The 24,676-nt window shown below is 61.5% G+C and carries 20 protein-coding genes; 12 read left to right on the top strand and 8 right to left on the bottom strand.

Going from position 1 to position 24,676, the window contains the following annotated elements:
• Positions 1-36: 36 nt before the first annotated feature.
• On the bottom strand, positions 37-1,365 hold the full coding sequence (locus tag C8J33_RS18165) for a diguanylate cyclase (protein WP_165929838.1): 1,329 nt from the start codon (positions 1,363-1,365) through the stop codon (positions 37-39).
• 70 nt (positions 1,366-1,435) lie between these two features.
• On the bottom strand, positions 1,436-1,672 hold the full coding sequence (locus C8J33_RS27090; protein WP_165910637.1) for a hypothetical protein: 237 nt from the start codon (positions 1,670-1,672) through the stop codon (positions 1,436-1,438).
• A gap of 570 nt (positions 1,673-2,242) precedes the next feature.
• Between C8J33_RS27090 and C8J33_RS18160 the strand changes: the two genes are divergently transcribed.
• A complete protein-coding gene (locus C8J33_RS18160) occupies positions 2,243-3,625 on the top strand; it encodes an enoyl ACP reductase FabMG family protein (RefSeq protein WP_245420137.1) in 1,383 nt (460 codons plus the stop codon).
• Between the two features lie 21 nt (positions 3,626-3,646).
• Here the strand turns inward: C8J33_RS18160 and C8J33_RS18155 are convergent, their stop codons facing one another.
• The gene (locus C8J33_RS18155; protein WP_245420136.1) at positions 3,647-5,707 is read right to left on the bottom strand and encodes an acyltransferase family protein; all 2,061 of its coding nucleotides are present in this window, start codon (positions 5,705-5,707) and stop codon (positions 3,647-3,649) included.
• Positions 5,708-5,988: 281 nt separating this feature from the next.
• On the opposite strand from C8J33_RS18155, the gene C8J33_RS18150 reads away from it, so the two are divergent.
• From C8J33_RS18150 to C8J33_RS18140, 3 genes are all read left to right on the top strand, one after another.
• Entirely contained in the window at positions 5,989-6,723 is a 735-nt protein-coding gene (locus tag C8J33_RS18150; protein WP_110801544.1) for a hypothetical protein, read from the top strand.
• Between the two features lie 197 nt (positions 6,724-6,920).
• Positions 6,921-7,604, top strand: coding sequence for a glycosyltransferase (locus C8J33_RS18145; protein WP_092938116.1), 684 nt, complete (start codon positions 6,921-6,923; stop codon positions 7,602-7,604).
• A 183-nt stretch (positions 7,605-7,787) separates the two neighbouring features.
• Positions 7,788-8,627 (top strand): glycosyl transferase, encoded by an 840-nt coding sequence (locus C8J33_RS18140; RefSeq protein WP_110801543.1) that lies wholly within the window; start codon positions 7,788-7,790, stop codon positions 8,625-8,627.
• A 23-nt stretch (positions 8,628-8,650) separates the two neighbouring features.
• On the opposite strand, the gene C8J33_RS18135 is transcribed toward C8J33_RS18140, so the two are convergent.
• Both C8J33_RS18135 and C8J33_RS18130 read right to left on the bottom strand, forming a co-directional pair.
• Positions 8,651-9,667, bottom strand: coding sequence for a mitochondrial fission ELM1 family protein (locus C8J33_RS18135; RefSeq protein ID WP_110801542.1), 1,017 nt, complete (start codon positions 9,665-9,667; stop codon positions 8,651-8,653).
• On the bottom strand, positions 9,651-10,604 hold the full coding sequence (locus tag C8J33_RS18130) for a glycosyltransferase family 92 protein (protein ID WP_110801723.1): 954 nt from the start codon (positions 10,602-10,604) through the stop codon (positions 9,651-9,653). Before C8J33_RS18130 ends, C8J33_RS18135 begins: the two co-directional genes overlap by 17 nt.
• 136 nt (positions 10,605-10,740) lie before the next feature.
• Between C8J33_RS18130 and C8J33_RS18125 the strand changes: the two genes are divergently transcribed.
• The 6 genes from C8J33_RS18125 to bluB all read left to right on the top strand — a co-directional run bounded on the left by C8J33_RS18125 (position 10,741) and on the right by bluB (position 16,457).
• On the top strand, positions 10,741-11,586 hold the full coding sequence (locus C8J33_RS18125) for a 3-deoxy-manno-octulosonate cytidylyltransferase (RefSeq protein ID WP_110801541.1): 846 nt from the start codon (positions 10,741-10,743) through the stop codon (positions 11,584-11,586).
• Positions 11,587-11,623: 37 nt separating this feature from the next.
• Positions 11,624-12,385 carry a membrane-anchored protein gene (locus C8J33_RS18120; RefSeq protein ID WP_110801540.1) on the top strand — a complete coding sequence of 254 codons (762 nt, stop codon included), beginning with the start codon at positions 11,624-11,626 and terminating at the stop codon, positions 12,383-12,385.
• Between the two features lie 167 nt (positions 12,386-12,552).
• On the top strand, positions 12,553-13,707 hold the full coding sequence (locus C8J33_RS18115) for an ABC transporter substrate-binding protein (RefSeq protein WP_165910638.1): 1,155 nt from the start codon (positions 12,553-12,555) through the stop codon (positions 13,705-13,707).
• A gap of 108 nt (positions 13,708-13,815) precedes the next feature.
• Positions 13,816-14,898, top strand: a complete 1,083-nt coding sequence (locus C8J33_RS18110; RefSeq protein WP_245420133.1) for a FecCD family ABC transporter permease — start codon at positions 13,816-13,818, stop codon at positions 14,896-14,898.
• Positions 14,895-15,695 (top strand): ABC transporter ATP-binding protein, encoded by an 801-nt coding sequence (locus C8J33_RS18105; protein WP_110801538.1) that lies wholly within the window; start codon positions 14,895-14,897, stop codon positions 15,693-15,695. The genes C8J33_RS18110 and C8J33_RS18105 overlap by 4 nt, the downstream gene beginning before the upstream one ends.
• Before the next feature lie 120 nt (positions 15,696-15,815).
• Positions 15,816-16,457, top strand: coding sequence for a 5,6-dimethylbenzimidazole synthase (gene bluB / locus C8J33_RS18100; RefSeq protein WP_207901502.1), 642 nt, complete (start codon positions 15,816-15,818; stop codon positions 16,455-16,457).
• Positions 16,458-16,528: 71 nt separating this feature from the next.
• Here the strand turns inward: bluB and C8J33_RS18095 are convergent, their stop codons facing one another.
• Positions 16,529-18,604, bottom strand: coding sequence for a methyl-accepting chemotaxis protein (locus C8J33_RS18095; RefSeq protein WP_245420146.1), 2,076 nt, complete (start codon positions 18,602-18,604; stop codon positions 16,529-16,531).
• A gap of 545 nt (positions 18,605-19,149) precedes the next feature.
• Here C8J33_RS18095 and C8J33_RS18090 point away from each other — a divergent pair.
• A complete protein-coding gene (locus tag C8J33_RS18090) occupies positions 19,150-19,443 on the top strand; it encodes a hypothetical protein (protein ID WP_422038566.1) in 294 nt (97 codons plus the stop codon).
• A 98-nt stretch (positions 19,444-19,541) separates the two neighbouring features.
• On the opposite strand, the gene C8J33_RS18085 is transcribed toward C8J33_RS18090, so the two are convergent.
• On the bottom strand, positions 19,542-21,842 hold the full coding sequence (locus tag C8J33_RS18085; RefSeq protein ID WP_110801534.1) for an FdhF/YdeP family oxidoreductase: 2,301 nt from the start codon (positions 21,840-21,842) through the stop codon (positions 19,542-19,544).
• A gap of 529 nt (positions 21,843-22,371) precedes the next feature.
• Positions 22,372-23,484 carry a flavin-containing monooxygenase gene (locus C8J33_RS18080; protein ID WP_132665003.1) on the bottom strand — a complete coding sequence of 371 codons (1,113 nt, stop codon included), beginning with the start codon at positions 23,482-23,484 and terminating at the stop codon, positions 22,372-22,374.
• A 150-nt stretch (positions 23,485-23,634) separates the two neighbouring features.
• Between C8J33_RS18080 and C8J33_RS18075 the strand changes: the two genes are divergently transcribed.
• The gene (locus C8J33_RS18075; protein WP_110801532.1) at positions 23,635-24,675 is read left to right on the top strand and encodes a phosphatidylglycerol lysyltransferase domain-containing protein; all 1,041 of its coding nucleotides are present in this window, start codon (positions 23,635-23,637) and stop codon (positions 24,673-24,675) included.
• The last annotated feature ends 1 nt before the right edge of the window (position 24,676 follow it).

Raw genomic sequence — 24,676 nt, 5'->3', positions numbered from 1 at the left:
TTGTGATTGATCCGACCGGTCTTAGAGAGCGCCGCGTCAATCGTGACGCACGGCGCTCTCGTCGCGGATGGTCCGTAACGGGAAGGCTTGACGGTCGAAGCCGACCCCGTCTTTCCCCGAGGCTTTCACGCGGTACAGGAACGTATCCGCATGCGCGATCATGCCGTCGAGTTCACTGTTGACCACAGCCCATACGCCACCGATGCTTGCGCGCACATCGACCAGGACATCCGCGTCTGTGCCAGGGTCGCGCAACGAGAACGGTGCGCGCATCGTGCCGACCATGCGGTTGGCGACGGTGACGCCCGTTTCCCTGTCGCCGGCGATGACGACGACGAACTCGTCCCCGCCCACCCGACTTACGAGATCATCGCCCCGGACGCACGACATCAACCGGTTGGCGGCTTCTTGAAGGACGGTGTCGCCGGCTGCATGGCCGTAGCGGTCGTTCACCTGCTTGAACCCATCAAGGTCGATCACCAGAACGGCATAGCCGGATGAAGAGCCCATCTGCGGGAAGCGCGCCTCAAGGCCACGCCGGTTCAACAGCCCGGTCAGGCTATCCGTCTGCGAATTGCGCTGCAGGCGCTCGATCTGGCGATGCTCCTCGGTAAAATCGATCGCCATACCCACGATCTTCAGCGGCCGGCCATCCGCGTCCCGCAACAGGCGACGATCACAACGCATCCACCGCTCTCCGGCAATGGTGTTCAACCTGTATTCGGCAACGTTCTGGTCGATCGTACCCTCGATCAAGGGCGTGAGGTCAGCGGCGGCCATATCCAGACGACTGATCTTGCCGAGATACGCCTCGAGGTCGAGCCGCGCGGCATCCGGGCCGTCGATGTAGTGCGCAAGACGATCGGATGTTTCAAAGGTTCGGGCGGGAATATCGAGCTGCCAGAACCCGCCTCTGACGGCTTCCAGTGCCAGTTCCAGCTGTGCCGCACGTTCGGCAAGCTGCCGCTCCGCATCCTTCGCCTGGGTAATGTCTTCCACCTGCGTGATGAACCGAACAACCTCTCCTTCGCCATCCCGCATGGCGGCGACGTGAATTCGAACATGAAGCGGCGCCTTATCCGGGCGAATGTAACGCTTTTCGATCGTGTAGCCGTCTCGCCGCCGCGCCAGGACTTCGTTGAAAAGGCGCACATCGGCTTCAAGATCGTCGGGATGGGTGAAATCTGCGAACGCGACGCCGTTGAGATTCTCGGGCGAGATGCCGATCATCCGGGAGAACGCCTTGTTCCCCCGCACGATACGACCCTGCGTATCCACAAGCGCCATGCCGATGGGCGCATGGCGAAAGGCGAAGTCGAACAAGGCAAGGCGGGATTCCGCATTTTCCTCCAACGCTTCCATCATGGCTCTTCGCTTCGCGGCTCGTATGGAAAACCTGCGCAGAAACGATACCGGGCGGAGAACAGAGTGCTGATCATGATCCATCAATGTCGAAACGTTCGATGACGGCATCGAGTTGCACGGGAAAAGGCACTGGCCCATCAGCTCCGCCCAAAACGGTTCCCAGCCGCTGCGCGCGCAGCCGCTCCGTCTTCTGTCGCCGCTCCTCATCTTGCCGGCGCTGCATTTCCTTAACGGCTTGCTTCGTCGCCGTAATATCACCCAAAGCACCAGCTCCGCGCGTACGCCGCTTCTTCATCATGTCGTCCATATCGACCTCCGTCGTCATGAGAAGATGGAGATTGGCCGCCGCCACAGGAATTCAAGTTATAAGAAGTCTAGACAGACGAATATTGCGCAGATTTGAAAATCAATATTCGAAGAATCGACATTTTATGAGATATTATCTCTATTCGAAAAAATGAATATTCAGATATTCCAATTTTTACTGGAATTCAAAACCCAATTTCTAGGGGTGAATACTTCACTGCGTTCTTTGCCTGTACAATCCAACGTAGCACCCGCGAGACGCGGTCTTCTGCGTCAAGGCTCGCAGACACCCTTTTAAGGTGTGATATGCCTTGTCGGCACAACGGCTCGGCGGAGAAGATCAGACGTCAACCGAAGACCATCCCAAGCCGGCAACGGGTCGGAAGCCTGGCTGCTGTCCATTCGCAAGACCTGACTGGCCGGCAGCGCCCGTCGTCAATGGCACGTCCGGTTCACGTTTCGATATAATCCGTCACGTTAAATGACTTTCCATTGCGGCCAACTCCGTTCATGGGATCATCAACGACTGTTGCGAACTGCGCGCAACGACCCACGACCTGAAGACATGACCATGAAAAAGCCGATCGCACTGGAAAGCATCGCCGAGAACACGCTGTTTCGGAAGGGCGATATCTTCGTTCTCTTCGGAGAGCTGTTTGGGCGCGGCTACGCGACGGGGCTTCTCGATCAGGTGCGCAAGGCCGGCATGCAGATCGTCGGCATCACGGTCGGTCGGCGTGACGAGAACAACGCGTTGCGACCTCTGACGCAGGAAGAGCTTTCGGCAGCCGAGGAACGTCTGGGCGGCAAGATCATCAATGTGCCGCTGATGGCGGGCTTCGATCTCGACGGCCCGGACGGCGGCCCGACGCCGACGGATCTTCTGGCCGAGATGACGCTCCAGACCTGGCAGGATGCCAAGATCGACTGGGACCACATCGAAACCTGCAAGACCATTGCGACGGACCGGTTCAAAACGGCGCTGGCGCAGGTCATGGCAACGCTCGACGGCATGATCCCCGATGGTCGCAACGTGTTCTTCGCGCATACGATGGCCGGCGGCATTCCGAAGGCGAAGGTTCTGCTCGTCGTCGCCAACAGGATCTACAAGGGCACCGGCGCCCGTCACATGTCGTCGCAGACCCTGCTCGACAGCGACATGGGCAAGCTGATTCTGCAGAATTTCGACGAAGTCTCGGCCAACACCTTCCGCCATCTCATCGACGCCAGCGCAGCCATCCGCACGCGGGTCGAGGCATCCGGCAGCGCAGTGCGCTACACGGCCTATGGCTATCACGGCACCGGAATTCTGATCGGTGACGAATATCGCTGGCAGACCTATACGAATTACACGCAGGGCTTCGCCAAGATGCGCCTGGAGGCCATCGCGTCCGAAGCCTGGGATGCAGGGGTGAAGGCGACCGTCTACAACTGCCCGGAAATTCGCACGAATTCCTCCGACGTCTTCACCGGCATCGAGCTTCCCCTGATCCCCCTTCTGCTCGCTCTCAAGAAAGAGAACGGCGGACGTTGGGCCGACGAACAGTGGGAAGCATGCGAGGCATTGCTTGCCGATGGTCGGACGGTCACGGATGTCCTGCGCCGGATCACTGAGCTTCAGGCAAGCGCCGTCATGGTGCCGTTCTACGACTTCAACGCCTGGCCGATGCCCAACAGCCAGGCTCAGGCGGATCTCACCATCGGCACGTCCAACGACATCACCGCGATGCACCGCGACGGCAAGGCCCTGATCAGCGACCTTCTGAGCACGCTGGTGGTCGAAGCAACCGGCCGGCTCATCTTCGGCGCGACATCGGCTCCTTCCGGTCCAGTGCGCTGGATCCACCACGATCTCGTCGCCCGCTGCCTGAATGCCGCGCATGGCGATACCGGGACCGTGCAGCAGACAACGCAGAGCCAGCCGGAGACGGAAAAGCTGAACAAGGTTGCTTGATCGAACCGGCAATGCCGACGTCTATCGCTCGGTTGAAGGCTGCGACGTTTCGTGTGCAGATCTGGCGATCATGGCCATGGTCTCGCTAAAAAGTGGCATCAGATATTTCGCCCCTGTCAGGGAGAGATGATCGCCGTCGCGGTAGAGGATGCCGCTTTCGGCGACGGGATGGCATCGTGTCTTGTCGCAGAGCGACACGAACGGATCGACGGTTGAGGATCCCGTTTCCCGAGCAACCTCGGAAAGCATGTCGCGAGCGAGCTTTTGGCGCTGCAGCGTGTAGGTGAGCGGCAAGCTCAGATCCCCGTTTTCCCCCGTCATTTTCGCCCGCGCCAGCGCCTCTGGCACCTTCACGCCCATTTCCGGAACGTCCTGCACGAGGATGACGCGCGTTCCCTGTTTCGTAAACGTCGCGATCGTCGCCTTGAGGCTGTCGCGGACTGGTGCCGACCAGTCGGGAAGAACGAGCGCTTCAGAGGCGTTGAAGAACACGCCCTCCTCCGGCAGTTCGGTGCGGTGGACATATTTCGGCCAGTAGCCGACCATGAAGACGTAAGGAAACCGCTGTTTTTCGATCAGGCTCATGATTGCAGCGTTGGTTTCCACGCATCGCGCGACGATATGATCCGGTCCGAAAACAGCCCCCGGAATGGGCGGGCACGAGGCCCGCCCGACAAAGAGACCCGAGATATCAGCCTTTCGTGCGGCCTCACCGATGGCCGGCGCGATGGCAGCAGCGTGCGAATCGCCCCAGACGAGAAACTTTGGCGGGCCGGCAGACGGCGAGCCCAAGGGGCAGAGATCTCCATCCCGAATGGACTGCGGATGCAGGCCATCCCCATTGCTGTTCGCAAAGCACTTCGGCGCGAAGAACGGGCTCTGGTCATAGGTTGCCGAATAAACGGCATAGACATCCGCGGGCAGGCGCTGAGGCAGTCCATCATATCGTGTGACGACAAAGCCAAACGCGGCCGCTGCAGCCATGCTGCCCCCCATCAACGACAGGACCAGCCCGCGCGACGTGAAGACGGCGGCGTAGCGGGCAGGCTGCTCGATGAAGCGCCATGACAGGATGGCGCAGACGAAGGACAGAGCGACGACGATGAGGGTGTCGGCCAGCGTCAGACCATGCCCGGTCTCGTACCGGTAGAAGACGATGACCGGCCAGTGCCAGAGATACAGCGAGTAGGAGATGCGGCCGATGAAGACGGCGACGCCATTGGTCAGAAGACGAGCGGGGAACCAGCTTTGCGACCCTGCATGGATGACGAGAGCCGCACCAAGGACGGGAATGGCCGCGAAGGGCCCGGGAAACGGCGTGGAGTCGGAATAGAGAAAGATCGCAGCCAGAATGGCGGCAAGTCCGGCCATGCCGAGCCCCGCCGCCATTCGCGCGCTGTAGTCAGGGCGGGGAGCAAAGGCGAACAGCGCGCCGATCAGCAGTTCCCAGACGCGGAAATGCAGGAGGAAGAAGGCTTTCTCTGGCGAATGTGTGGTCGCCCACAGGCAGGCGACGAACGAGACCAGGATAAGACCGCCCGTGATGTGCAGGATGAACTTGCGGGCGAAGGTGAAGGCGAGAAACAGCGAGATTGGGAACAGAATGTAGAACTGCTCCTCCATGGACAGAGACCATGTGTGCAGCAGCGGCTTCATCTCGGCGGAAATATCGAAATAGCCGCTCTCCTGCCGGAAGAGAACATTGGCCGTGAAAAGCGCGGCCGCGCGCACGCTGTCGCCGAAGTAGCGGAACTCCTCCGGCATCAGCCGGAACCAGGCAATGACGGCCGTGACGGCCATCATCGTGAACAGGGCGGGAATGATCCGCCGGATCCGACGGATGTAGAAGGCGGAGAAGGAGAACGTGCCCGCGACGAGATCGGACAGGATGATCCTTGCCATGAAGTAGCCGGAGAGGACGAAGAACACATCCACCCCGACGAAGCCGCCGCCAAAGACAGACACATCGGCGTGGAAGAGAAGCACGGGCAGGATGGCGAGCGCCCGCAGCCCGTCGAGGTCGGGGCGATAGTCGAGATGCCTGGCACTCATTACACGTTCCGATCCGACCGACGTGGTCATGGTCTTATCCCCCGTCTCGGCGTCTGTGCGCTTCCTGCACAGAACGACGAAAAGAAACCGGCCCTGAACGAGCCCATCGTCATTTCGAGCCGCCCCATAGCCGCCCGGGCGCTTTGCTGTCGATCCCTGCTTACAAAAAACAGCATGACATCCTGATCTGTCCGAGGCGCATCCGTGTCCTATGTTGTGCGAGCATGACGGATGCCGATGGACATTCCCGCAGAGGGAAGAGCGGCAAAATGAGACTTTATCGTGGTGCCCCTGGAACGGCCCGCGACTTCATGGGTGAGGCCAAGATGGATACGGAAGAGCTGCAGGCACTGAGAGAAACCCATCGCCGCTGGCTCACCAAGCTCAAGATCCTCGACAAGCCTTGGCTGGTTCTGGGATCCGCGCCCCATCCGACGCTACCCCCTGACATCGTCGCACACTGCGCCCGCATGGACGTGAACAATGCGGGCAAGACCGCCAACATGCTTGGGCTCCCTGCAGCAGACGTCACCTTCCGCAAGCGCAAGAAGTCCTGGGAGGAACATCCCGACGTGCGCACGCGGGGACTTTTGTGGCTGCACACGCGCCCACTCTGGGTCATGCGACTGAAATTGCTGATGAAACCCAGCGTTCGCTATCACAGCCTCATGCGGGCGACGAAGGAGGAGCGCGAGGCGATCGTCGAGCACATGTGCGGCGGCCTGCCGGGAGATATCGGCGAGACCGGCCATGTCACGAACGGCGTCGCCGCGCTCTGTTACGCGCTCTTCGTGGGCGTTCCCTCGGTAACGCTGGCCGGATTCTCGCTCACGGTCATGGGCCATTCCTATAACGAGAAGGGCAGCACCCGGCGACAGATCGCCGAAGACACCTATGTGCTGTCGAAACTCCGGGAACGCCCCGATGTCTTCACGACGGAACAGGGGCTGTCCGACTCCATCGGCATTCGGCACGTCTACGGCCTTCAGGATATTCTCGAAATACCAAGAGCTGACTGTTCGCGCTCGCTGACTGGAAGGCACTGATGTCGAAACTGACGTAGGGTTGCAGCTTATGCAAGCCGCTGATATCCAATCCAGACGGCCAAAACGAACCATGCCGCCCGGTAGAACCCCAAAAGGGGACCGACGGCATGCATGGGAATACGCCGCAGGATCGCCGGCATCGACCGGACGACACGTCCTGCAGCGTGATGGAAACGCACCTGAGGAATGAGAGAGATATGACCGAAATTGCCAATGTCTTCATCGGTTTCGATACCAAGGAAGTTGCCGCATATCACGTTCTTTGCCAGAGCATTTTGGAGAAGAGCTCCATCCCCGTCGCGTTCACGCCGATCGTGCTGAGCAATGTCAGCAACATCTTCACCCGCGAGCGCAATGCGCTGCAATCCACCGAGTTCTCGTTCTCGCGCTTTCTCGTGCCTTACCTCAGCAACTTCGAGGGCTGGTCGCTCTTTGCCGATTGCGACATGCTGATGCGCACCGACATTGCCAAACTTTGGGAACTGAAGGACGACCGTTACGCAGCCATGTGCGTCAAGCACAACTATGTGCCGAAGGTCGAAACGAAGTTTCTCGGTCAGGTGCAGACGAAATATGAGAAGAAGAACTGGTCGAGCGTCATCCTGTTCAACAACGCCAAGTGCCGCAAACTGGATCTCGACTACGTCAACACGGCCACGGGCCTCGAGCTTCACCAGTTCAAGTGGCTGGAATCCGAGGAGCTGATCGGCGAACTGCCGCCGGCCTGGAACTGGCTGGTCAACGAGTACGAGCACAGCGAAGACGCCTCGCTGGTCCACTTCACCGATGGCGGCCCCTACTTCGAGGAATACAAGAACGACGACTATTCGGAAGAGTGGTTCGCCACGCGCGAGCGCATGCTTCACGTTCAGCAGCGTTGATCTTACTCGATACGGCAGGCTGCCCTTCGCGGCCTGCCGTATCAATGCACCGGCCGCCGGCCGCGATGCATGTCATTTCAGCACCCCCCTTAAAGATGGACCGCGATTGCTGTAGGGAGTGGCGCATGAGCCGCTCGATGGACGTAAGGTCGCAGCGCTGCAGGGTCCGCAAGGGGTCGAGATATGACGTCGAAAGTTTTGGAAGCCAGCGGTGGCGTGAAGCAGATCATCTGCATCAACTGGGGCACGAAGTACGGCCCACCCTTCATCAACCGGCTTTATGCCATGGTGGAGCGCAACATTACCCCGCCCTTCACCTTCACCTGTTTTACCGACAACCGTGAAGGCATCCGCCCGGAGGTCGACTGCGAGGATCTTCCCGAACTCGACGTCGTGATGCCGGTCAACTCGCGTGGAATCTGGCCGAAGGCGCGGCTGTGGAGCAAGACGCTCGGAAATCTCAAGGGCGCCGTGCTGTTCCTCGATCTCGATCTGGTGATCGTGTCGTCCCTCGACGATTTTTTCACGGTTGGGGGACCGGACGATATCGTCATGGCGAAGAACCAGACCACGCCGTTCGAGCGACTGGGACAGACCTCCCTGTTTCGCTATCCCGTCGGCAAGCTGTTGCCTATCCAGGAGAAGTTCCGCGCCAATCCGCAGAAGGTGGCCGATGAATATCGCTACGAACAGCGTTTCGTCACCAAGAACGCGCCCGGCGGCGTTAAATTCTTCCCGAGACGGTGGGTCCTGCATTTTCGCCAGGACTGCCGGCGACCGTTCCCGCTGAATTACGCCCTACCGCCGAAACTGCCGAAGTCGGCCCGTGTCGTGATCTTTCCGCGCGGCCTGCTTCCCCAGCACGCCTTCGAAGGCAAGTATGGCGAGAAGCAACCGGTGATGAAGCCGGCGGCCTATTTCAAGGCGGTTGTGACAGGCAAGATACGCCGTCACACGCTCTTCAGCGACCTGCGGCACTACATCAAGCCCGCCCTCTGGGTCGGCGACCATTGGCGGGAATAGGCATCTCGCGACCGCTTGATTGCTCAGATCTGCCGCTTCACGCTCACGACCGGGCCGCGCGAACCTGGGTTCTGCCGATCTGACAGAGCCTGGGCGACGATCGCCCCGATGCGCTTGGTCTCATTCAGCGGCTCGTAGGTATAGGGTGCCAGCTCTCCCGCGAAGGCCTTGGTCAGCTTCAAGGTCTCGCGAAGGTCGCGATGATAGGTCTCGAATTTCGAGAGCCGCTCGCCGGGAACGGGCGTGAGGTCGAGTGTGTAGACGGGCTTTCCCGTCACCAGCGCCTCGCAGGGCATGGTAATCGAATCTTTCCCGATCAGAAACGCATCCGCAGCGGCCATGAACTCAAGGTAAGGATTATCGCCCGTCCGGTCCCAGACGGCGACGTTGGCAGACCGCAGCCTCAAAGCCGCCTGCAGCGTTTCATCGCTCGATCTTCGGGAGACGGAAATCACGATCTTCCATCCCGCAGCTTCCAGACCGCGCACGGCATCCTGTATCGCCAGATGGCACCGGTCATCATAGACATAAGCGCCGTTGGAGCCGCCAAGAAAGACGGCGGCCACCCGGTCTTGGGGCGCCGCATACTTCGTCCTGCTACCGGCATGTGCCGCCAGTCTTTCGGGTGTGATCTGATGCGGAACACCGACCATCTTGTGCACATGGTCGATGCCATCAAGCTCCGGCACCCAGTCGTGCCGCGACACGAAGACGAGATCGTAGCCATCGACACGCGGGCGCTGCAGGTGCACGGCGAGCGGCCGACCGCCAAAGGCGCTCTTGATGGCGAGCACGGGCTCTTCCGCCCGAAAGCCGCAGGATACCATGAAGGCAGGCTCGCTCTCGCGCACCGAGAAGAGGCGCGGACGAAACCATTTGCGCCAGCCTCGTGGCCGCGTCACGATCTTGACGGCGGGATCGGGATCGATCTCTTTGGCGATGCCGAGGCACTGCGTCAGCGTGCCCGCCTTCTCCTCCGTGACGGCCCAAGCCTTCGGCGCGGGGTGCGAGCTTTGGGGGCTCTCAGGATGCTCGGTCATGCGTCCGCTCCGACCGGATCGCGGACGACCCGAGATCGATCTTGTTCTGTTCGATGAAGGCGACCATGCTGCGGTCCTCGACCACGTCATGCTCGATATAGCGCGCGGTCTCCGCGACCTTGCGGATGTACTTCTCCGTGGTGTCGTCGAACGACCAGCCGCGCGCCACCTTCTCGGAAAGCTCCTCTGCCGACTTCAGGTAATAGTGATTGAGCTGGAGGTACTCGGCCGAGTAGAACGCCTCCGCCTTTCGGTCCCGCACGGAAGAGACGACACCGGCATCGTTGGATGTCCGATCGCCGAACTCTTTCGTGCGGAAGCGGTGCACGCTGACGCCGGTTACGCGCGTGGGATCGACGATACACTTGAAATTGCTGGCATTCGCATCCTCCCGCTCCGGGTGGGCGACCCGCGCTGTATAGCTGAGGCAGACCGGCCCTTTCGGCCGGGCCCGGTGCCCACCATGCCCAAACATGTGCCAGGGCAGGGAAATGTTCGGAAACCCCTTGGCGTGCCGCAATGCGTCTTCCAGCGTGCCATCCCGCCGCGGAAGGAGGAATTCGTCGACATCGATGAAGGCCATCCAGTCGTAGCGCCCGCCGAAGTTAAGCAGCGCATGTGCGAAGGCGATGGCCTGACCGTTCAGCACCACCGACGTACCCTCGTCGCGCATGCGCATGATCCAGGGAACGATCGTCAGGGCCTTCGCGGACAACAGCGAGCGCAGAATGTCCATCGTACCGTCCGTCGAGCCATCATCGTAGATATGAAAGTGCCGAACGCCGATCGCCCTGTGAAAGCGGACCCACTCCTCGATATAAGGTGCCTCGTTCTTGACGCAGGCCATGATGGCGATACCGTGCCGATCGGCCTGCGACACCGGCGGCACGATGACGAGTTCCCGCGTGAAACTCCGTTTGCTCTTCCATCCGAACATATTGTAAGAACCCGATAACAACAGGACCGGGCCGGGCCCGTTCACATGGCCTTACTATCATCCCTGGCCGTGATTCAACAGCGTCCGTTCCGATGAACACGGTTTCACCGGATATCGTCTGAAAGTGGCATATCTTATGGATTTTCCCGGGGATCATGACGTACAGCCGGTGGCCGCAACGACATCGGGCCTGACATCCGAACAGGCGTGGAAAGCGTTCTTCTCCCGGTTTCCGTACATCATCCTTGTCGCCAACAGCGAACAGGTCGATGTCGCCGCGCTCCAGAAAGCCTATCCGGCAGACTCCCTCTTCGTTTTCTTCAACAAGGCTTACAAAGTTCTCCGGCAACCGTTCGCCGGCCATTGCATGCTCGTGTCACGCGCACAGCCGCGTGGCGCGAACATCGTCTACCGCGGAGAGGTCGAGCGGGTTCTCGGGCTCTTTGCGCCTTCGACGTTCTGCGGCATCACCAATATTCGCCTTGCCGATACCGAGACGCCGAACACGCAGGCCGATTACGGTGGGGCTGCCACCGGTCATCTGGATCTGACGGAACTTTGCCGGGAGATCTATCCCCCCGACAAGCTCCCGACCTCCGGCTTCGCACTCGCATACTGGCTTCTGGAACAACGCGTTCCGGTCAAGGTCGTGCTCGCGGGCTTCTCCGCCAAGAGAAGCGAGACATGGCGCGTCGTGGCGGTGCACGACTGGACGTTCGAGCAGGTGTGCCTGAAGGTCTTTGCGCAGGCCGGTAAACTCTCGCTCCATGAGGCCGACCTCACCAATCCCTATGCAAAGCTCGCTGCGCGTTTTCCGGAAATCCCGCCAAGCGATATTTCCTTCACCGTTGCCGATGTTCTCTCGCAACGCCTTGGGAATACCGATGCGCAGGTGGACAAACTCATCTCCCTGACCGGTGTGTTGAAGTCGGCCGACCTTTTCCTGCGCAATCTCCGCCCCAAGTTCCTGAAGAAGCGGTGACGCACCTGTCCGTGGCAAGCAGCATGAAGGCGCTTCGATGACGAACGTAAAAAGGTGGCTCACCCAGACGCGCCAGCGCCTCCACAGGTCGCTAAAGTTCCGGCTGAGCCGCCCCCTGCCGCCGGCCTGCACCCATGTCTTCACGGGTCCCGTCGTCGTCGTCGGGTCCGCGCCGGTCATCCACAAGCCGGATGGTTGGAACGGTGATTTCAGCGTCATCACGATCAACGGGTCACAATCCGCCATTCGCGCCTGGGGGGTGGATGTGCCCGATATCACATTCATGATGTTCAATCAGGTCGAGGGCACGACCACGAACGCCCAGGAGGTCCGCCGTGTGCTGTCGGGGCAGCGGACCCGCAGCCTCTACGTTCTCCTCTGGCGCAAGAACGCGCGGCAGCGGCTGGTGCAGGGCCTGAAGGCTTTCAACTACGGCTATGACGACCTCGTCATCGTCGATCGCTACGAGCGCATGGCACTGCTCAAGCGCATGACCGGGCGCAATAACACGGAAGTGCGGACCGAGGACAAATGCTCGAACGGGCTCAACGCCGTTCTCTTCGCCCTCCACCACGGCGCGCCGCAGGTCATCATCACGGGCATCAACCCGAATTCCACCGGGCACTCCTACAACCAGACCGGTCTCGCCCGCGCGCATGTGCAGATGGACAAGACCATCATCGAGCAGCTGCTCGCGGAAGGACGGCCCCTCTTTACTGCCGATCCGCAGGTGTCGCGCGACCTGAACATCCCGTTGTGGACGGGGGAAACCAAGGCGCCCGCTGTTTCGAAAACCTGACCGGAGGGGGTGCGACAAAAACGCCCCCATACTTGATTGACCGGCTCATCTTTATCCTTTAGCAACAGCGCATCGACCATAGACAGCCAATTGGTCGGGGCGTGGCGGGGGAGTGCATGCGGGAGGAAGACGGCTCGAGCAACCGTTTTTCGAAGGAATTCATACCCATGCGCCTCCTCAGATCAGCCGTATTGACTGCGGCCTTTGTCGCATCCGCCTGGACGGCCCTTTCCGTCGGCACGGCCGGCGCCACCGATTATCCCCTTGTCGTCAAAGACCTTTCCGGCCGCGAAATCACGATCCCGTCCGAGCCGAAGCGCATCGTCGTGCAGGACGGCCGTGATCTCTTCGCGCTGGCGCTGCTCGATCGTGCCGATCCCTTCGCGCGCGTCGTTGCTTGGAACAACATTCTCTCCCGTTCCGACCCGGCATCATGGGCGGTCTTCCAGAAGCAATGGCCGGAAAGCTCGGCAAAGCTGATCGATATGAAATTCGGCGACGAGGGCCAGGTCAACCTCGAACAGGTCGCTGCCACCAAGCCCGACCTGCTTGTGTTCCAGACCCGCGTGCGGCAGGCGCTCGACGATGCGGATCTCTTCAACCGGCTGGCAAAGCTCGGTATTCCGATCATCCTCATCGATACCGAACTTGAACCGACCGTCAACGCTCCGAAGACCGTCGACCTTCTCGGCAAGGTGCTGAACCGCGAGACGGAAGCCAAGGAATTCACCGATTTCTACGCCGAGCGCCTTGCGAAGGTGCAGGCCGGTTTTGCGGGTGCCGAAAAGCCGAAGGTCTTCGTGGAAGCCAAGGCCGGACAGAAGGGTCTCGACTCCTGCTGCTTCACGCATGGCGACGTCTACTGGGGCAAGATCGTCGCGGATGCCGGCGGCATCAACATCGGCACACAACTGGTCAAGGGCCGCACCGGAGACGTGACGACCGAAACACTGATCGCCGAGAAGCCGGATGTCTTCCTGATGACGGGCTCGCCGTTCTCGAACGAGGGTTCGGTATCGCCCGCCTTCGGCCTCAACGCCGACAAGGCGGCCATCGAGACATCGCTTCGCACACTGTCCGAGCGCAAGGGCTTCTCCTACATCAAGGCCGTCGAAGAAAACCGCGTCGTCGGCCTCTACCACCAGCTTTATGCCAGCGCCTGGAACATCTACGCCGTCGAATATCTCGCCAAGGCCTTCTATCCCGAACGCTTCGCCGATCTCGACCCGGATGCGGACCTTGCAACGATCATCGGAAGCTTCACGGGTCTTCCCAAGGGCCTGACGACGGTCTATGGGGCGAAAGCCGCGCCGGCCAAGTAAGCGGCTGCGGAAGACCAACATTGCCGACGGGCCGCCAAGCGGCCCGTCATCACGATAGACGATCCCTGTGTCGATAGACGCACGGATCGAAACGCGGCAGAGAACGATTTGGCATTACCCCTGACGGAAACCGCAGCGCCGGAGAGCGCCGAGGCCCATTACGGCGCTTCGGTGACGCGACGTGTGCTGATCATCGCCGCGCTCCTCCTCGTGCTCGCCTGCGCCTTCATCGCAGATATCGCCATCGGCTCGGGAACGCTCTCGCTCGCCGACGTTGCGAACGTACTGCTGTCGCCCTCGACGGCGGATGCGAGCAGTCGGTTCGTCGTCTGGGAACTGCGCATGCCGATGACCTTGATGGCGCTGGTAACGGGGATCTCCCTGTCGCTCTCCGGCCTCCTCATGCAGACGATCCTCGACAACCCGCTGGCCGAACCCTTCACGCTCGGCGTCTCTTCAGCCGCGGGTTTCGGTGCGGCACTGTCGCTCGGCTTCTCCGTTTCGCTCACATCCGCCATGCCGTGGATGCCGCCTGAACTGCTGACGGCGGCAAATGCCTTCCTGTTCGGGCTTCTGGCAACAGGCCTCGTCCTTGCGCTCACGCGCGGCGGCACGAGCGTCCAGGCGATCACGCTTCTCGGCATTGCCCTCCACTTCGTCTTTTCCTCGCTCCTGTCGCTTGTCCAGTACATGGCGAGCGTCGATCAGCTGCAGAGCATCGTCTTCTGGCTGATGGGCTCCCTGCAGCGCGCGACCTGGCTAAAGGTGTCGATCGCGGGCGGGCTCTGTGCCATCGCGCTGCCCATCGTTCTTCTCAATGCCTGGGCGCTGACGACCATCCGCTCCTTCGGCGAAGAGGCCATCGTCTTCGGGGTGCGGGTCAGGGCACTGAGGATCGTCATGCTGACCATCTCGGCGCTGCTCGCCGGCGCCGTCACAGCCGTCGTCGGCATTATCGGGTTCATCGGGCTTATCGGCCCGCATGTCGCCAGACTGCTGGTGGGTGAGGATCATCGCTTCACGATCGCCGCAACGGTGGCGGTGGGCGGCGTCTTTGCCGTTCTCGCCTCGCTCGCGACCAAGGTGATCGTGCCGGGCGCGGTGCTGCCGCTCAGCATGGTGACGTCGCTGACCGGTCTGCCCTTCTTCATCTTCCTCGTTCTGCGTCAGTCGCGGAGCCCGAGCGCATGAGCTTCTCTGTCGAAAACTACAGCGTCACCATCGGCGCCCGCCGCGTGGTGCAAGACGTGTCCTTCGACGCCAAGCCCGGCCGTATACTGGCCGTTCTCGGACCGAACGGCGCCGGCAAATCGACATTGCTGAAAGGCTTTTGCAGCATGCGGCGCGGCGACGGCAGTGTTCGCCTCGATCATGCCGACCTCCTCGCCATGCGCCCGATCGATCGGGCGCGACTGGTCGGCTATGTCGCGCAGGATCTGGCCCAACTCGATGTCGCCCTGGATGTGTTTGAGTTGTTGCTTCTCGCCCAGAGCGGGGGACGACGCTCGTGGCGAGCCCCGCCCGAGGCGTTTCGCCGTGCGGAAGAGACGCTGGAGACGCTCGGCCTGTCGCGCTTTGCCCGCTGCCGCCCCAGCCAGCTTTCCGGCGGAGAGCGGCAGATGATCGGTCTCGCGCTTGCGCTCGTGCGCCGCCCGCGCCTGCTTCTGCTCGACGAGCCGACCTCCGCACTCGATCTCTCCAATCAGTTGCAGATCCTCGATGCCGTCGCCGAGCATACGCGCAGCCACGATGTGGTGACGCTCGCTGTCCTCCACGATCTCAATCTCGCCACCCGCTATGCCGATGAGGTTCTCCTGCTGAAGAACGGCCGTGTGCACACATCGGGTACGACGGAAGCGGTCATGGACCCGGCGACGATCTCGGACGTCTATGGCGTCGATTGTTATCCCCTGCCCGTGCCGGGAACGCGGTTCACCGCGCTGTATCCGGTTTCGCGAACGCCGCGGATGCAGCCGACAGCAAAATAGCGCCAATAAGCTTTTCCTCATAGATACGTGTGTCATCTGGCGCTCGCCGATCGTCACCTGCTATGCAGCCGGCGATCCGTCGCGTACCCATGCGCGCTCGATGCCGAAGGGATGTGGCCGATGCCGCAGGGAAAAACATTCGATGCCGGTTTCCGCGCGGAGCTGACGCAGCTCCTGACCTGGCGCCGCGATGTGCGCCAGTTCCGTACCGATCCACTTCCCGCAGGAACGGTCGAGCGCCTTGTCCAAGCGGCCGGTCTCGCACCCTCCGTCGGCCTCAGCCAGCCCTGGCGTTTCGTCTTCGTGGAGGATGTCGGGCGACGGGCAACGGTGCGTCACGTGTTCGAGACCTGCAACGCAACCGCACTTGCGGGCTATTCCGGTGAAAAGGCCGAGCAATATGCAAGATTGAAGCTGGCGGGCCTCGACGACGCGCCCTGCCAGTTCGCTGTCTTTTGCGATCGCTCGGTATTGCAGGGCCATGGGCTGGGGCGCCTTACCATGCCGGAAACGCTCGATTATTCGGTGGTGCTTGCGGTTCACACGCTGTGGCTTGCCGCCCGCGCCGAAGGGCTCGGGCTCGGCTGGCTGTCGATCCTCGATCCGGCCGGCGTCGTAGCCGTGCTCGACGTGCCCGAGAGTTGGCATTTCATCGGCTACTTCTGTCTCGGCTACCCCACCGCCGAGGACGACACACCGGCGCTGGAGCGGGCGGGCTGGGAGCAACGCTGCGACCCGGAAAGTGTGATCGTCAGGCGTTAGGCTGAAAATGCGGGACAGACGTTCGCAACGCGCATTCCCTCTGGCTGCGCGTTGCGATGGTCTCCGTGTGATCAGGCAGCCCGGCGCGAGGCTGGCTGGTACCGCGCCGCGGCGCTCTCTTCGCCCAAATCGAACTGTGCGAGAAGCGTGTTCAGCGCGGCCGCTTCGCCGGCAAGGCCGTGGCTTGCCGCGGTCTGCTCCTCGACCATAGCGGCATTCTGCTGGGTGCCCTGGTCCATGGTGTTGACGGCAGTATTGATCTCCTGAAGTCCGGTCGATTGCTCGCGGCTTGCCGTAACGATCGCTGCGATATGCGCGTTGATCTCCTGCACCTGACCGGCGATCGCCTGAAGCGACTGCCCGGTTTCGCCAACCAGCGACACGCCTGCGCGCACCTGTCCGCTCGAGGTGTTGATCAGCGCCTTGATTTCCTTGGCGGCCTTTGCAGAGCGCTGTGCCAGTTCGCGCACTTCCTGCGCCACCACCGCAAAGCCCTTGCCCGCCTCGCCGGCACGCGCCGCCTCGACGCCTGCGTTGAGGGCAAGCAGGTTCGTCTGGAAGGCGATGTCGTCGATCACGCCGATGATGTTGCCGATCTCGTTGGAGGATGTCTCGATCCCCTGCATGGCGCTGACGGCCTTGCCGACGATCTCGCCGGAGGTTTCCGCACCGGCACGGGCGCGAGCGACGAGCTGGCCGACTTCCTCGGCACGACGCGCACTGTCGCGCACCGTGGTGGTGATTTCTTCCAGCGCGGCCGCGGTTTCCTCGACGGAGGCGGCCTGCTGCTCCGTGCGACGGGCGAGATCGTCCGCGGCATGGCGAATCTCGCTCGCACCGGCATCGATGGCGCGGGCATTGCTGCCCACGGCTCGCATCGCATCATGCAGCTTTGAGACGGCATGGTTGAAGTCGGCGCGGAGCCGGTCGAGATGGAGGACGAAGGGCGTGGAGATGCGATAACCGAGGTCACCGTCCGCAAGCCGGCCGAGCCCTGTGGCAAGCGCCTCGACGGCGTGCTGGATGTCCGCGGTCTCCTGGGCCTTCGTGGCCTCCCGCTCGCGCTGCTCGCGCGCCGATAGCGAACGCCCGCTTTCGGCTTCGGTTTCCAGGCGCGCCCGGTCGATGGCATTGGTGCGGAACACGGCGACGGCAGCAGCCATGGAACCGATCTGGTCGCGGCGCTCCTGTCCCGGAATGTCGGTCTTCAGATCGCCCGATGCCAGCTCTTCCATGGCGCGGGTCATGTCGGTGACCGGACGGATGACGAGGCGGCTGAGAAGGCTCGCCAGGAAGACGATCATGGCGCCGACCGCAAGAAGCGTCGCGATGGTCGCGGCAATGCGGAAATGGTCGATGGCGGAATAAACCTGGTCGGCATCGACGGCAAAGCCGACATACCATTCGACCGTGGGAAGGCCGGCGACGGGCACGAAGCTCACGAGCATCGGCTTGCCGTTCGCTTCCGTCTCCATGATACCGCTGCCGATCGTGGGTGTCGCAGCCGGAAAGGCATCGGCAAGCGTCTTCGTCACCAGCTTGGCATCGGGATGCACGAGGATCTGGCCCGACTTGTTGACGAGGAAGGCGAAACCGCCAGCTCCGGCATCGATCGACTGGATCATCGAGACCAGCGTCTTCAGCGAGAAGTCGCTGCCGGCAACGCCGGTCAGCGCACCGTTCTTCATCACGGGCACAGCCGCACTGATGATCAGATCGCCGGTGGAAGCGTCGAAATAGGGGTCCGTGAGAACATCGCCCTTCGCCTTCACCGCATCCTGATACCAGGGACGCTGGCGCGGATCGTAACCGGCCGGCAGGTTCGTCACCGGCCATGTGGTAAAGGTGCCTGCCTCGTCGCCGATATAGGTGCTCATGAACTCCTTGACGAGAACATCGTTTTTCAGGACGGCGAGAAGAGCGGTCTTATCAGGGGCATTGGCGGCGGCATCGGCCACCATCGCCGTCAGGGTGACGCGGCCGTTCAGCCAGTTCGCCACGCTCTGTGCGGCCTGCTTTCCAGAGAAGGCGATATTCTCTTCGACGGCATGCGTCGTCGTGCTCCGCTGCAGCGTGTCGATGTAGAAGGAGAAGCCGGCAAAGGCGGCGGCAACGACGACCGACGCGGCCACCAGAATGCGCGTCATCAAATTGGATGTCTTGGGCACAGGGTTTTTCCTAGATCGTCGGGCGCAATCGCGAGGTAGGGTTGTCGGCCAGCTGGGCGGCCACCGTTACCTGTCGGCGTGCCGACAGGTAACGGGAGCGTATCGCGGTGAATGTGGAACATGCCGTTTTCGGCGAACGCAGGCACGCGTCATGCGGCCAGACAAGAGACGCGGTTGCTCTTCATCGATGGAAACTACCGGCGCTAGATTAAGTGGCCGTTAAAGTTCCCCTCCATGTTCAAGGGTATCTCAAACGCCATTAGACCTGATGTCTAAGGCAACCTTGGCGCCCACGGGGTTTTGCGGCAGAGGATCCGATATCCGTCCCGCGCGAACGCAAAGACCACAGCTTTGCCGATCCGGGATCCGGCTACGGTGACAATTGCGACAAGCTTCATGTATCGTCTTCTTCTAAGCCTTCGTCTCAGTGTAACCGACAGCGGCGACGCAACGCTGGTGCTGTGAACGCGCGGAACCAAGGCCTGTGCGCAGGGTTTGGCCAACATCATCATCCCCGAGGAGACATGCATATGACCTTCCGCCTTATCGGCATCCTTGCCGTTGGCCTGTCGCTCGCAGCCTGCACAACGGCCTCGACCGCGCTGGAGCCGATCCCCGGCAGCCTGATCTACAACGGCCAGCCGCGGACGAAGCTGACGAAATCGCCCATCGGCTCCACCTTCACGCACCGCTTCCTCGATCCGCGAGGCGACCGCTATCTGGAAACCTACCAGATTCAGGAAGACCGCAGCGTCAAGCTCATCGCCCGGCGCAAGCTCAATATCTTCGTTGGTTTGGGCAACGACCGGGATTACTGAGGCTTAGAAGGTTCCAAAGTCGTCGTCCGAGCGGCGGCATCCGACCCTCAGGCTGGGGCATCGGCGGTCGGCATGACTTCGGACACCTCCGGCCAACTTCAAGCAGACATGGCCGGCTGCGCCCGGGTGATGACCACGGGCACAGATTTGGCAGCCGGCGTGTTGCTCCGCGTGTCCCTATGCGACAGGGACAACAGTCCATTCGTCTCGGGGTAATAGGCTGCACAGCAGCCTTGCGGGACGTCGTAGGCGACGACCTTGAAGCCGCCTGCCCGCCGCTCGATGCCATCGGCGGCGACGGCGGCGAAATCGACGACCGTCCCCTCCGACACCTCGAGCGCCGCCATGTCCTTCTCGTTCATGAAGACCACCATCCGGTCTCCGGATATGCCGCGATACCGGTCGTTGTTGGAATAGATCGTCGTGTTGAACTGGTCGTGGCTGCGCAGCGTCATCAGCTGAAGGTGCGGCCGCTGTGGCGCATCTTCGTTCTGGTCCTTCAGGTCGGGATTAAACAGGAAGTTTGCCTTGCCCGTCGGCGTCGCCCAGCGCCGCTCGCTCGCGCCGTTCGGCAGGCGGAAGCCACCGGGCTTGCCGATGCGGATATTGTAGTCGCGGAACTGCTCGGGAAGCACCGCCTCGATCTTGTCGCGGATGCGGTCGTAATCGCCAACGAGGCCGTCCCAGTCGATCGATGCCCGATCCGCGACGGTGGCCTTGGCAAGGTTCGCGACGATCCAGGGCTCGGAGCGGCAATGCTCGCTCGCCGGCACTAGGCGTCCCGTAGAACCATGCACCATCGAGAAGCTGTCCTCGACCGTCACCGTCTGGGCCACGCCTTGCTGCAGATCGAGTTCGGTCCGGCCGAGCGCCGGGAGGATATAGGCCTGCTTGCCATGGATCAGGTGGCTGCGGTTAAGCTTCGTCGCGATATGCACCGTGAGCCCGATCTCAGGCACCTTCTCCGCGATCCGCTCGATATCCGGGATCGCACGGAAGAAATTGCCGCCGAGCGCCAGAAACGCATCGACGTCGCCGCGAAGGATCGCCTCGCAGCACTCAGCCGTATCGTGACCATGCTCGCGCGGGCTGACGAAGCCGAAGGCTGCGTCCAGTTGCGAGAGAAAATCCTCCGTCGGTGTCTTGTTGATCCCAACCGTGCGGTCGCCCTGAACATTCGAATGTCCGCGAATGGGGCACGCACCCGCGCCGAGACGGCCGATATTTCCGCGCAGGAACAACAGGTTGAGGATCTGCTGCAGGGCATCGCCGCCGTGCTTGTGCTGGGTGATGCCCATGCCCCAGCAGGCGATGACCCGCTCGGCCTTCATATAGATGTCTGCGGCCTGCTCGAGCTGCTCGCGGCGTAGCGCCGTGTAATGCTCGATCTCGTCCCAGCCAAGCTTGCGGATGAAGTCGGCAAAGGCGCCAAAGCCCGCCGTGTGCTCTTCCAGAAACGCGGTATCGAGGATCCGCTTGCCCCCGGACGCGAGCGCCGCATCGTCGGCCGCGATCACCGCCTTGCAGATGCCCTGCATGGCCATGATGTCGCCGCCGGTGCGCAGCTGGAAATAGTTGGAGCTGATCGCCTGGCCCCTGCCCGTCAACATCTCGACCGGACTCTGCGGGTCGGTGAACCGCAGCAGCGCCCGCTCCTTCAGCGGGTTGAAGGTGACGATCGGCACGCCGCGCTTGGCCATGTCGTGCAGATAGGTCATCATCCGCGGGCTGTTCGTGCCGGGGTTCTGGCCGATGATGAAGAGCGCGTCGCAGTGTTCCCAGTCCTCCAGCGTCACCGTGCCCTTGCCGATGCCGATGCTTTCCGGCAGCGCGACCGTCGTCGTCGCGTGGCACATATCCGAGCAATCGGGGAAATTGTTCGTGCCGAGAAGCCGGCCGTGAAGCTGCCAGAGGAAAGCCGCCTCGTTCGAGGCTCGCCCGGATGTGTAGAACTCGACGCGCTTCGGATCGAGGTTGCGCAGCGTGCCCCCGATTTCGGCCAGTGCGACCGACCAGTCCACCGGTTGATAGGTGTCCGTTGCAGCGTCATAGCGCATCGGATGCGTGAGGCGGCCATGCGCCTCCAGCTCATGATCGCTCCAGGCCTTCAGGTCCTCGACCCGGTTTGCCGCGGAGAAATCCGGTCCTGTCCGCTTCTTCGTCGCCTCCCAGGCAACGGCCTTGGCACCGTTTTCGCAATATTCGGCGAAATGCGGCTTTTCCGGATCCGGCCAGGCGCAGCTCGGGCAATCGAAGCCGCCGGGCTTGTTCATCGACAAAAGCGCACGATTGCCCTTCAGGAGAATCTGCTGCTTGCTCAGATGCTGCTCGACCGCATTCAGTGCTCCCCACCCGCCTGCCGGTGGTTGTTGTGGCGCTGCCTTGCGTCCGTCAGCCATCTGTCTCTCCTCATTGTCCGCACGGAGAAATCCCGCCGAACTCTCATCGTCTCATGATGTTCACAGGTGCATAGCCACTTGCGCATATGCAACCTGAAGTCTGGTGCCGCATTTTGCATTCCCTCGCTCGATCGGCAACCGCCAATATTCGAAGGACAAGAGATACCGTCTGTCACATCTGTCATACGCATACCAAGCCTCCGAGATCTTGCTATTCAGATATGCGTTACCGTCGCCGGTGACCGGGAAGTCGCTTCTGCCTGTTGGTACCTCGGCGGACGTTTACTGTTTTTTACTATTCCCTGAGAGTCGGTTAAGCCGCCTGCTGCATGATCCAGCCACGTTGGAAATGGAGCATGACAATGATTGGCCGCTCATCGACGATGACAACCGTGATGAGACCCATTCAGTTCTAAAATTAGAATATCTTATATTTATTATATAGCTTTAAGATCTATTTCCGTAAAAAAGTGCCTTTACAGAATGCTCCGGCTCAGAACGACACGGCTGCGGATCCTGTGGAACAGGCTTATAGATCGCTTGCAGCACACAATGATCTGCCCGGCGTTTCCGCGATCGATCTGGCAATTTTCGTCGCTTCGCGCTCGGTTTCGCGAAAGAATGACGTGAGACTGGGGGTCAAACCCATGTGCCACAGCCCGGGAGTGCTACCGACAGGCTCGCCCGTCAGAGCGGACGTGCCGTAGCCGGTCGCAACGATCACCATGTCCGGCGTCAAGCGGGTCTCATCCTCAAGGATAACAGCGTCGCGTTCAAAGGAGCGTACGCCACGAACGACGGTGATCTGCCCGCTTCGGATCGCGGCCATCGCGCCGTCATCTACGGGAATGGCGATCTTGTCGTTGACGAGCCGTGTGGCGGCATCGTGTGAACCCTTGGGAAAGCCAAGCCGCGACAGATTGCCGAAAGCAAGATGCTGCGTCGCTGCGATCATGCGATCGACGAGCGGCGTCGGTAGCGCCTGCATGAGGGGAGACAGCCGATGGACCGCAAACCGAAACAGCCGCTTTGGAAGAATGGAGGGGCCGCGGCGCACGGAGAACCAGACGGGGCCGGTCTTTACCCGGCTGAGATGATTGAGGACGTCGAAGCCTGAATTTCCGCCACCAACGACAAGGACGGATCGCCCGGCATAGTCCTGAGCGTTCCCGAAATCGGCGGCATGCCGAACGTCGCCATCGTAGTGCTCCAGCCCATCCCATGCGGGAAGCTGCTTCTCCGTGTCACGTCCCACGGCCATGATGACATGCGCCGCGTGAAATTCGCCGGCCTCGGAAACGATCCTGAAAGAACCGCCGTCTTCACGCGTGACGGAGGACACCGTGACACCGTGCCGAATGTCGAAGGCGTGCTCCCGCGCGAACGCCTGCAGGTGTCGCACGACGGCATCGCGCTTCGGAAAGGCCCCGGCTCCCTTGGGGTAACGGGCGCCTGGAAGCGTTGAGAGATCGCGGTGGGTGTTGAGCGTCAATTGCGGGTGACGCCGCTGCCAGGAAACCCCGATCTCAGGCTCCTGCTCCAGGATGATGGCGGAGATCCCATGCTGCCGCATAACGTAGGCCGCCGTCAGGCCCGCCAGCCCCGCGCCGATGATCATCACATCATGGACATTTGTTGACAAAATCAGCTTCTTTCCTACGCTTTTCGAAGTCTAGGGATTGTGCGCGGCGGCGACAAGCTGGCAATGTCCGAAGCGGTTGGGTAAGCGCATATTTGCGAATGGCATGACCACCTTCTTAACCGCCTGATTGCCTTTCCGGAGCCAAGCTGAATGCCAAGCCTACGCAAGTGGATGGACGCGATTCTGGATGCGCGCCTTTCCAAGCTGCCCGCTGCCGACCTCGATGCACAGGCACGACTCGACCTTCTAAGAAAGCACGGCGATTTCTCGCTCGCCTATTCGACCTATGCCCAGCCCGATCTCCGGTATTTCGGTGATGCGGACGGTTACATCGCTTACGCAACCAAGATGGGGCACACTTTCGTGCTCGGCGATCCGGTTGCCGATCCGGCGCGTCGGGCCGACTATATCAGGCGTTTCGTTGCCGCCGCAAACGCACCCTGCTTCGTGCAGACCTCGCGCGAAACCGCGGCCGTCCTCGAAACGCTCGGCTATCGTATCAACCACATGGGCATCGATACCCGCCTGTCACTCGACACACATTCCTTCGCGGGCAAGCGGAACGAGACGATCCGCTATTCCGAGCGGTGGCTCCTGAAGAAGAATTACCGGCTGATCGAGTGCGACGGCAGCATAGCGGACGCGAAGAAGGTGCGGGAGATCTCGTCGAACTGGCGCAGCGGCCGCATTGTCAGCCGCCGGGAGATGCGTTTTCTCAACCGCCCCTTCAGCGTCGAACTCGCCCCGCATATGCGCCGGTTCCTCATCATCGATCCCGCCGGCCATCCGGTTGCCGTGCTCGATTTCGATCCGATCTTCCGGGCGGGCGACGTCGTCGGCTACACCGTCGCGTTCAAGCGCAAACTGACGGGAACGACGCCCCATGCCGAGATCGGCCTGACCAAGTTCGCGACCGACCGCTTTATCGCGGAGGGCCGAGAGGTTGTCACCTTTGGCCTGTCGCCGCTGGCGGCGATCACCGAGAGCGGCTTTCTCGAAAGCCGGATCTGGCGGAACCTGTTCGAACGCGCCTACCGCTCGAAGAGGATCAACGCCCGGATCTTTAACCTGCAAGGCCAAGCCGCCTTCAAGCGGCGCTTCCATGGCGAGGAGATCCCCACCTATATCGGCTTCAAGCGCCGCACGCCGCTCGAAATCCTTGCACTCCTGCGCCTGTTGAAAACGTTGTAGC

This window comes from Rhizobium sp. PP-CC-3G-465, from assembly GCF_004343445.1.
Taxonomy (GTDB): Bacteria; Pseudomonadota; Alphaproteobacteria; order Rhizobiales; family Rhizobiaceae; genus Ferranicluibacter; species Ferranicluibacter rubi.
The sequence above is the reverse complement of the archived record's forward strand: the minus strand, read 5'-3'. Positions and strand labels throughout refer to the sequence as shown.

Excerpts from the sequence above, each read along its gene's own strand:
- C8J33_RS18165 (WP_165929838.1), bottom strand. The coding sequence starts at position 1,365 with ATGATGGAAGCGTTGGAGGAAAATGCGGAATCCCGCCTTGCCTTGTTC.
- C8J33_RS27090 (WP_165910637.1), bottom strand. The coding sequence starts at position 1,672 with ATGGACGACATGATGAAGAAGCGGCGTACGCGCGGAGCTGGTGCTTTG.
- C8J33_RS18160 (WP_245420137.1), top strand. The coding sequence starts at position 2,243 with ATGAAAAAGCCGATCGCACTGGAAAGCATCGCCGAGAACACGCTGTTT.
- C8J33_RS18155 (WP_245420136.1), bottom strand. The coding sequence starts at position 5,707 with ATGACCACGTCGGTCGGATCGGAACGTGTAATGAGTGCCAGGCATCTC.
- C8J33_RS18150 (WP_110801544.1), top strand. The coding sequence starts at position 5,989 with ATGGGTGAGGCCAAGATGGATACGGAAGAGCTGCAGGCACTGAGAGAA.
- C8J33_RS18145 (WP_092938116.1), top strand. The coding sequence starts at position 6,921 with ATGACCGAAATTGCCAATGTCTTCATCGGTTTCGATACCAAGGAAGTT.
- C8J33_RS18140 (WP_110801543.1), top strand. The coding sequence starts at position 7,788 with ATGACGTCGAAAGTTTTGGAAGCCAGCGGTGGCGTGAAGCAGATCATC.
- C8J33_RS18135 (WP_110801542.1), bottom strand. The coding sequence starts at position 9,667 with ATGACCGAGCATCCTGAGAGCCCCCAAAGCTCGCACCCCGCGCCGAAG.
- C8J33_RS18130 (WP_110801723.1), bottom strand. The coding sequence starts at position 10,604 with ATGTTCGGATGGAAGAGCAAACGGAGTTTCACGCGGGAACTCGTCATC.
- C8J33_RS18125 (WP_110801541.1), top strand. The coding sequence starts at position 10,741 with ATGGATTTTCCCGGGGATCATGACGTACAGCCGGTGGCCGCAACGACA.
- C8J33_RS18120 (WP_110801540.1), top strand. The coding sequence starts at position 11,624 with ATGACGAACGTAAAAAGGTGGCTCACCCAGACGCGCCAGCGCCTCCAC.
- C8J33_RS18115 (WP_165910638.1), top strand. The coding sequence starts at position 12,553 with ATGCGCCTCCTCAGATCAGCCGTATTGACTGCGGCCTTTGTCGCATCC.
- C8J33_RS18105 (WP_110801538.1), top strand. The coding sequence starts at position 14,895 with ATGAGCTTCTCTGTCGAAAACTACAGCGTCACCATCGGCGCCCGCCGC.
- bluB (WP_207901502.1), top strand. The coding sequence starts at position 15,816 with ATGCCGCAGGGAAAAACATTCGATGCCGGTTTCCGCGCGGAGCTGACG.
- C8J33_RS18095 (WP_245420146.1), bottom strand. The coding sequence starts at position 18,604 with ATGACGCGCATTCTGGTGGCCGCGTCGGTCGTCGTTGCCGCCGCCTTT.
- C8J33_RS18090 (WP_422038566.1), top strand. The coding sequence starts at position 19,150 with ATGCATATGACCTTCCGCCTTATCGGCATCCTTGCCGTTGGCCTGTCG.
- C8J33_RS18085 (WP_110801534.1), bottom strand. The coding sequence starts at position 21,842 with ATGGCTGACGGACGCAAGGCAGCGCCACAACAACCACCGGCAGGCGGG.
- C8J33_RS18075 (WP_110801532.1), top strand. The coding sequence starts at position 23,635 with ATGCCAAGCCTACGCAAGTGGATGGACGCGATTCTGGATGCGCGCCTT.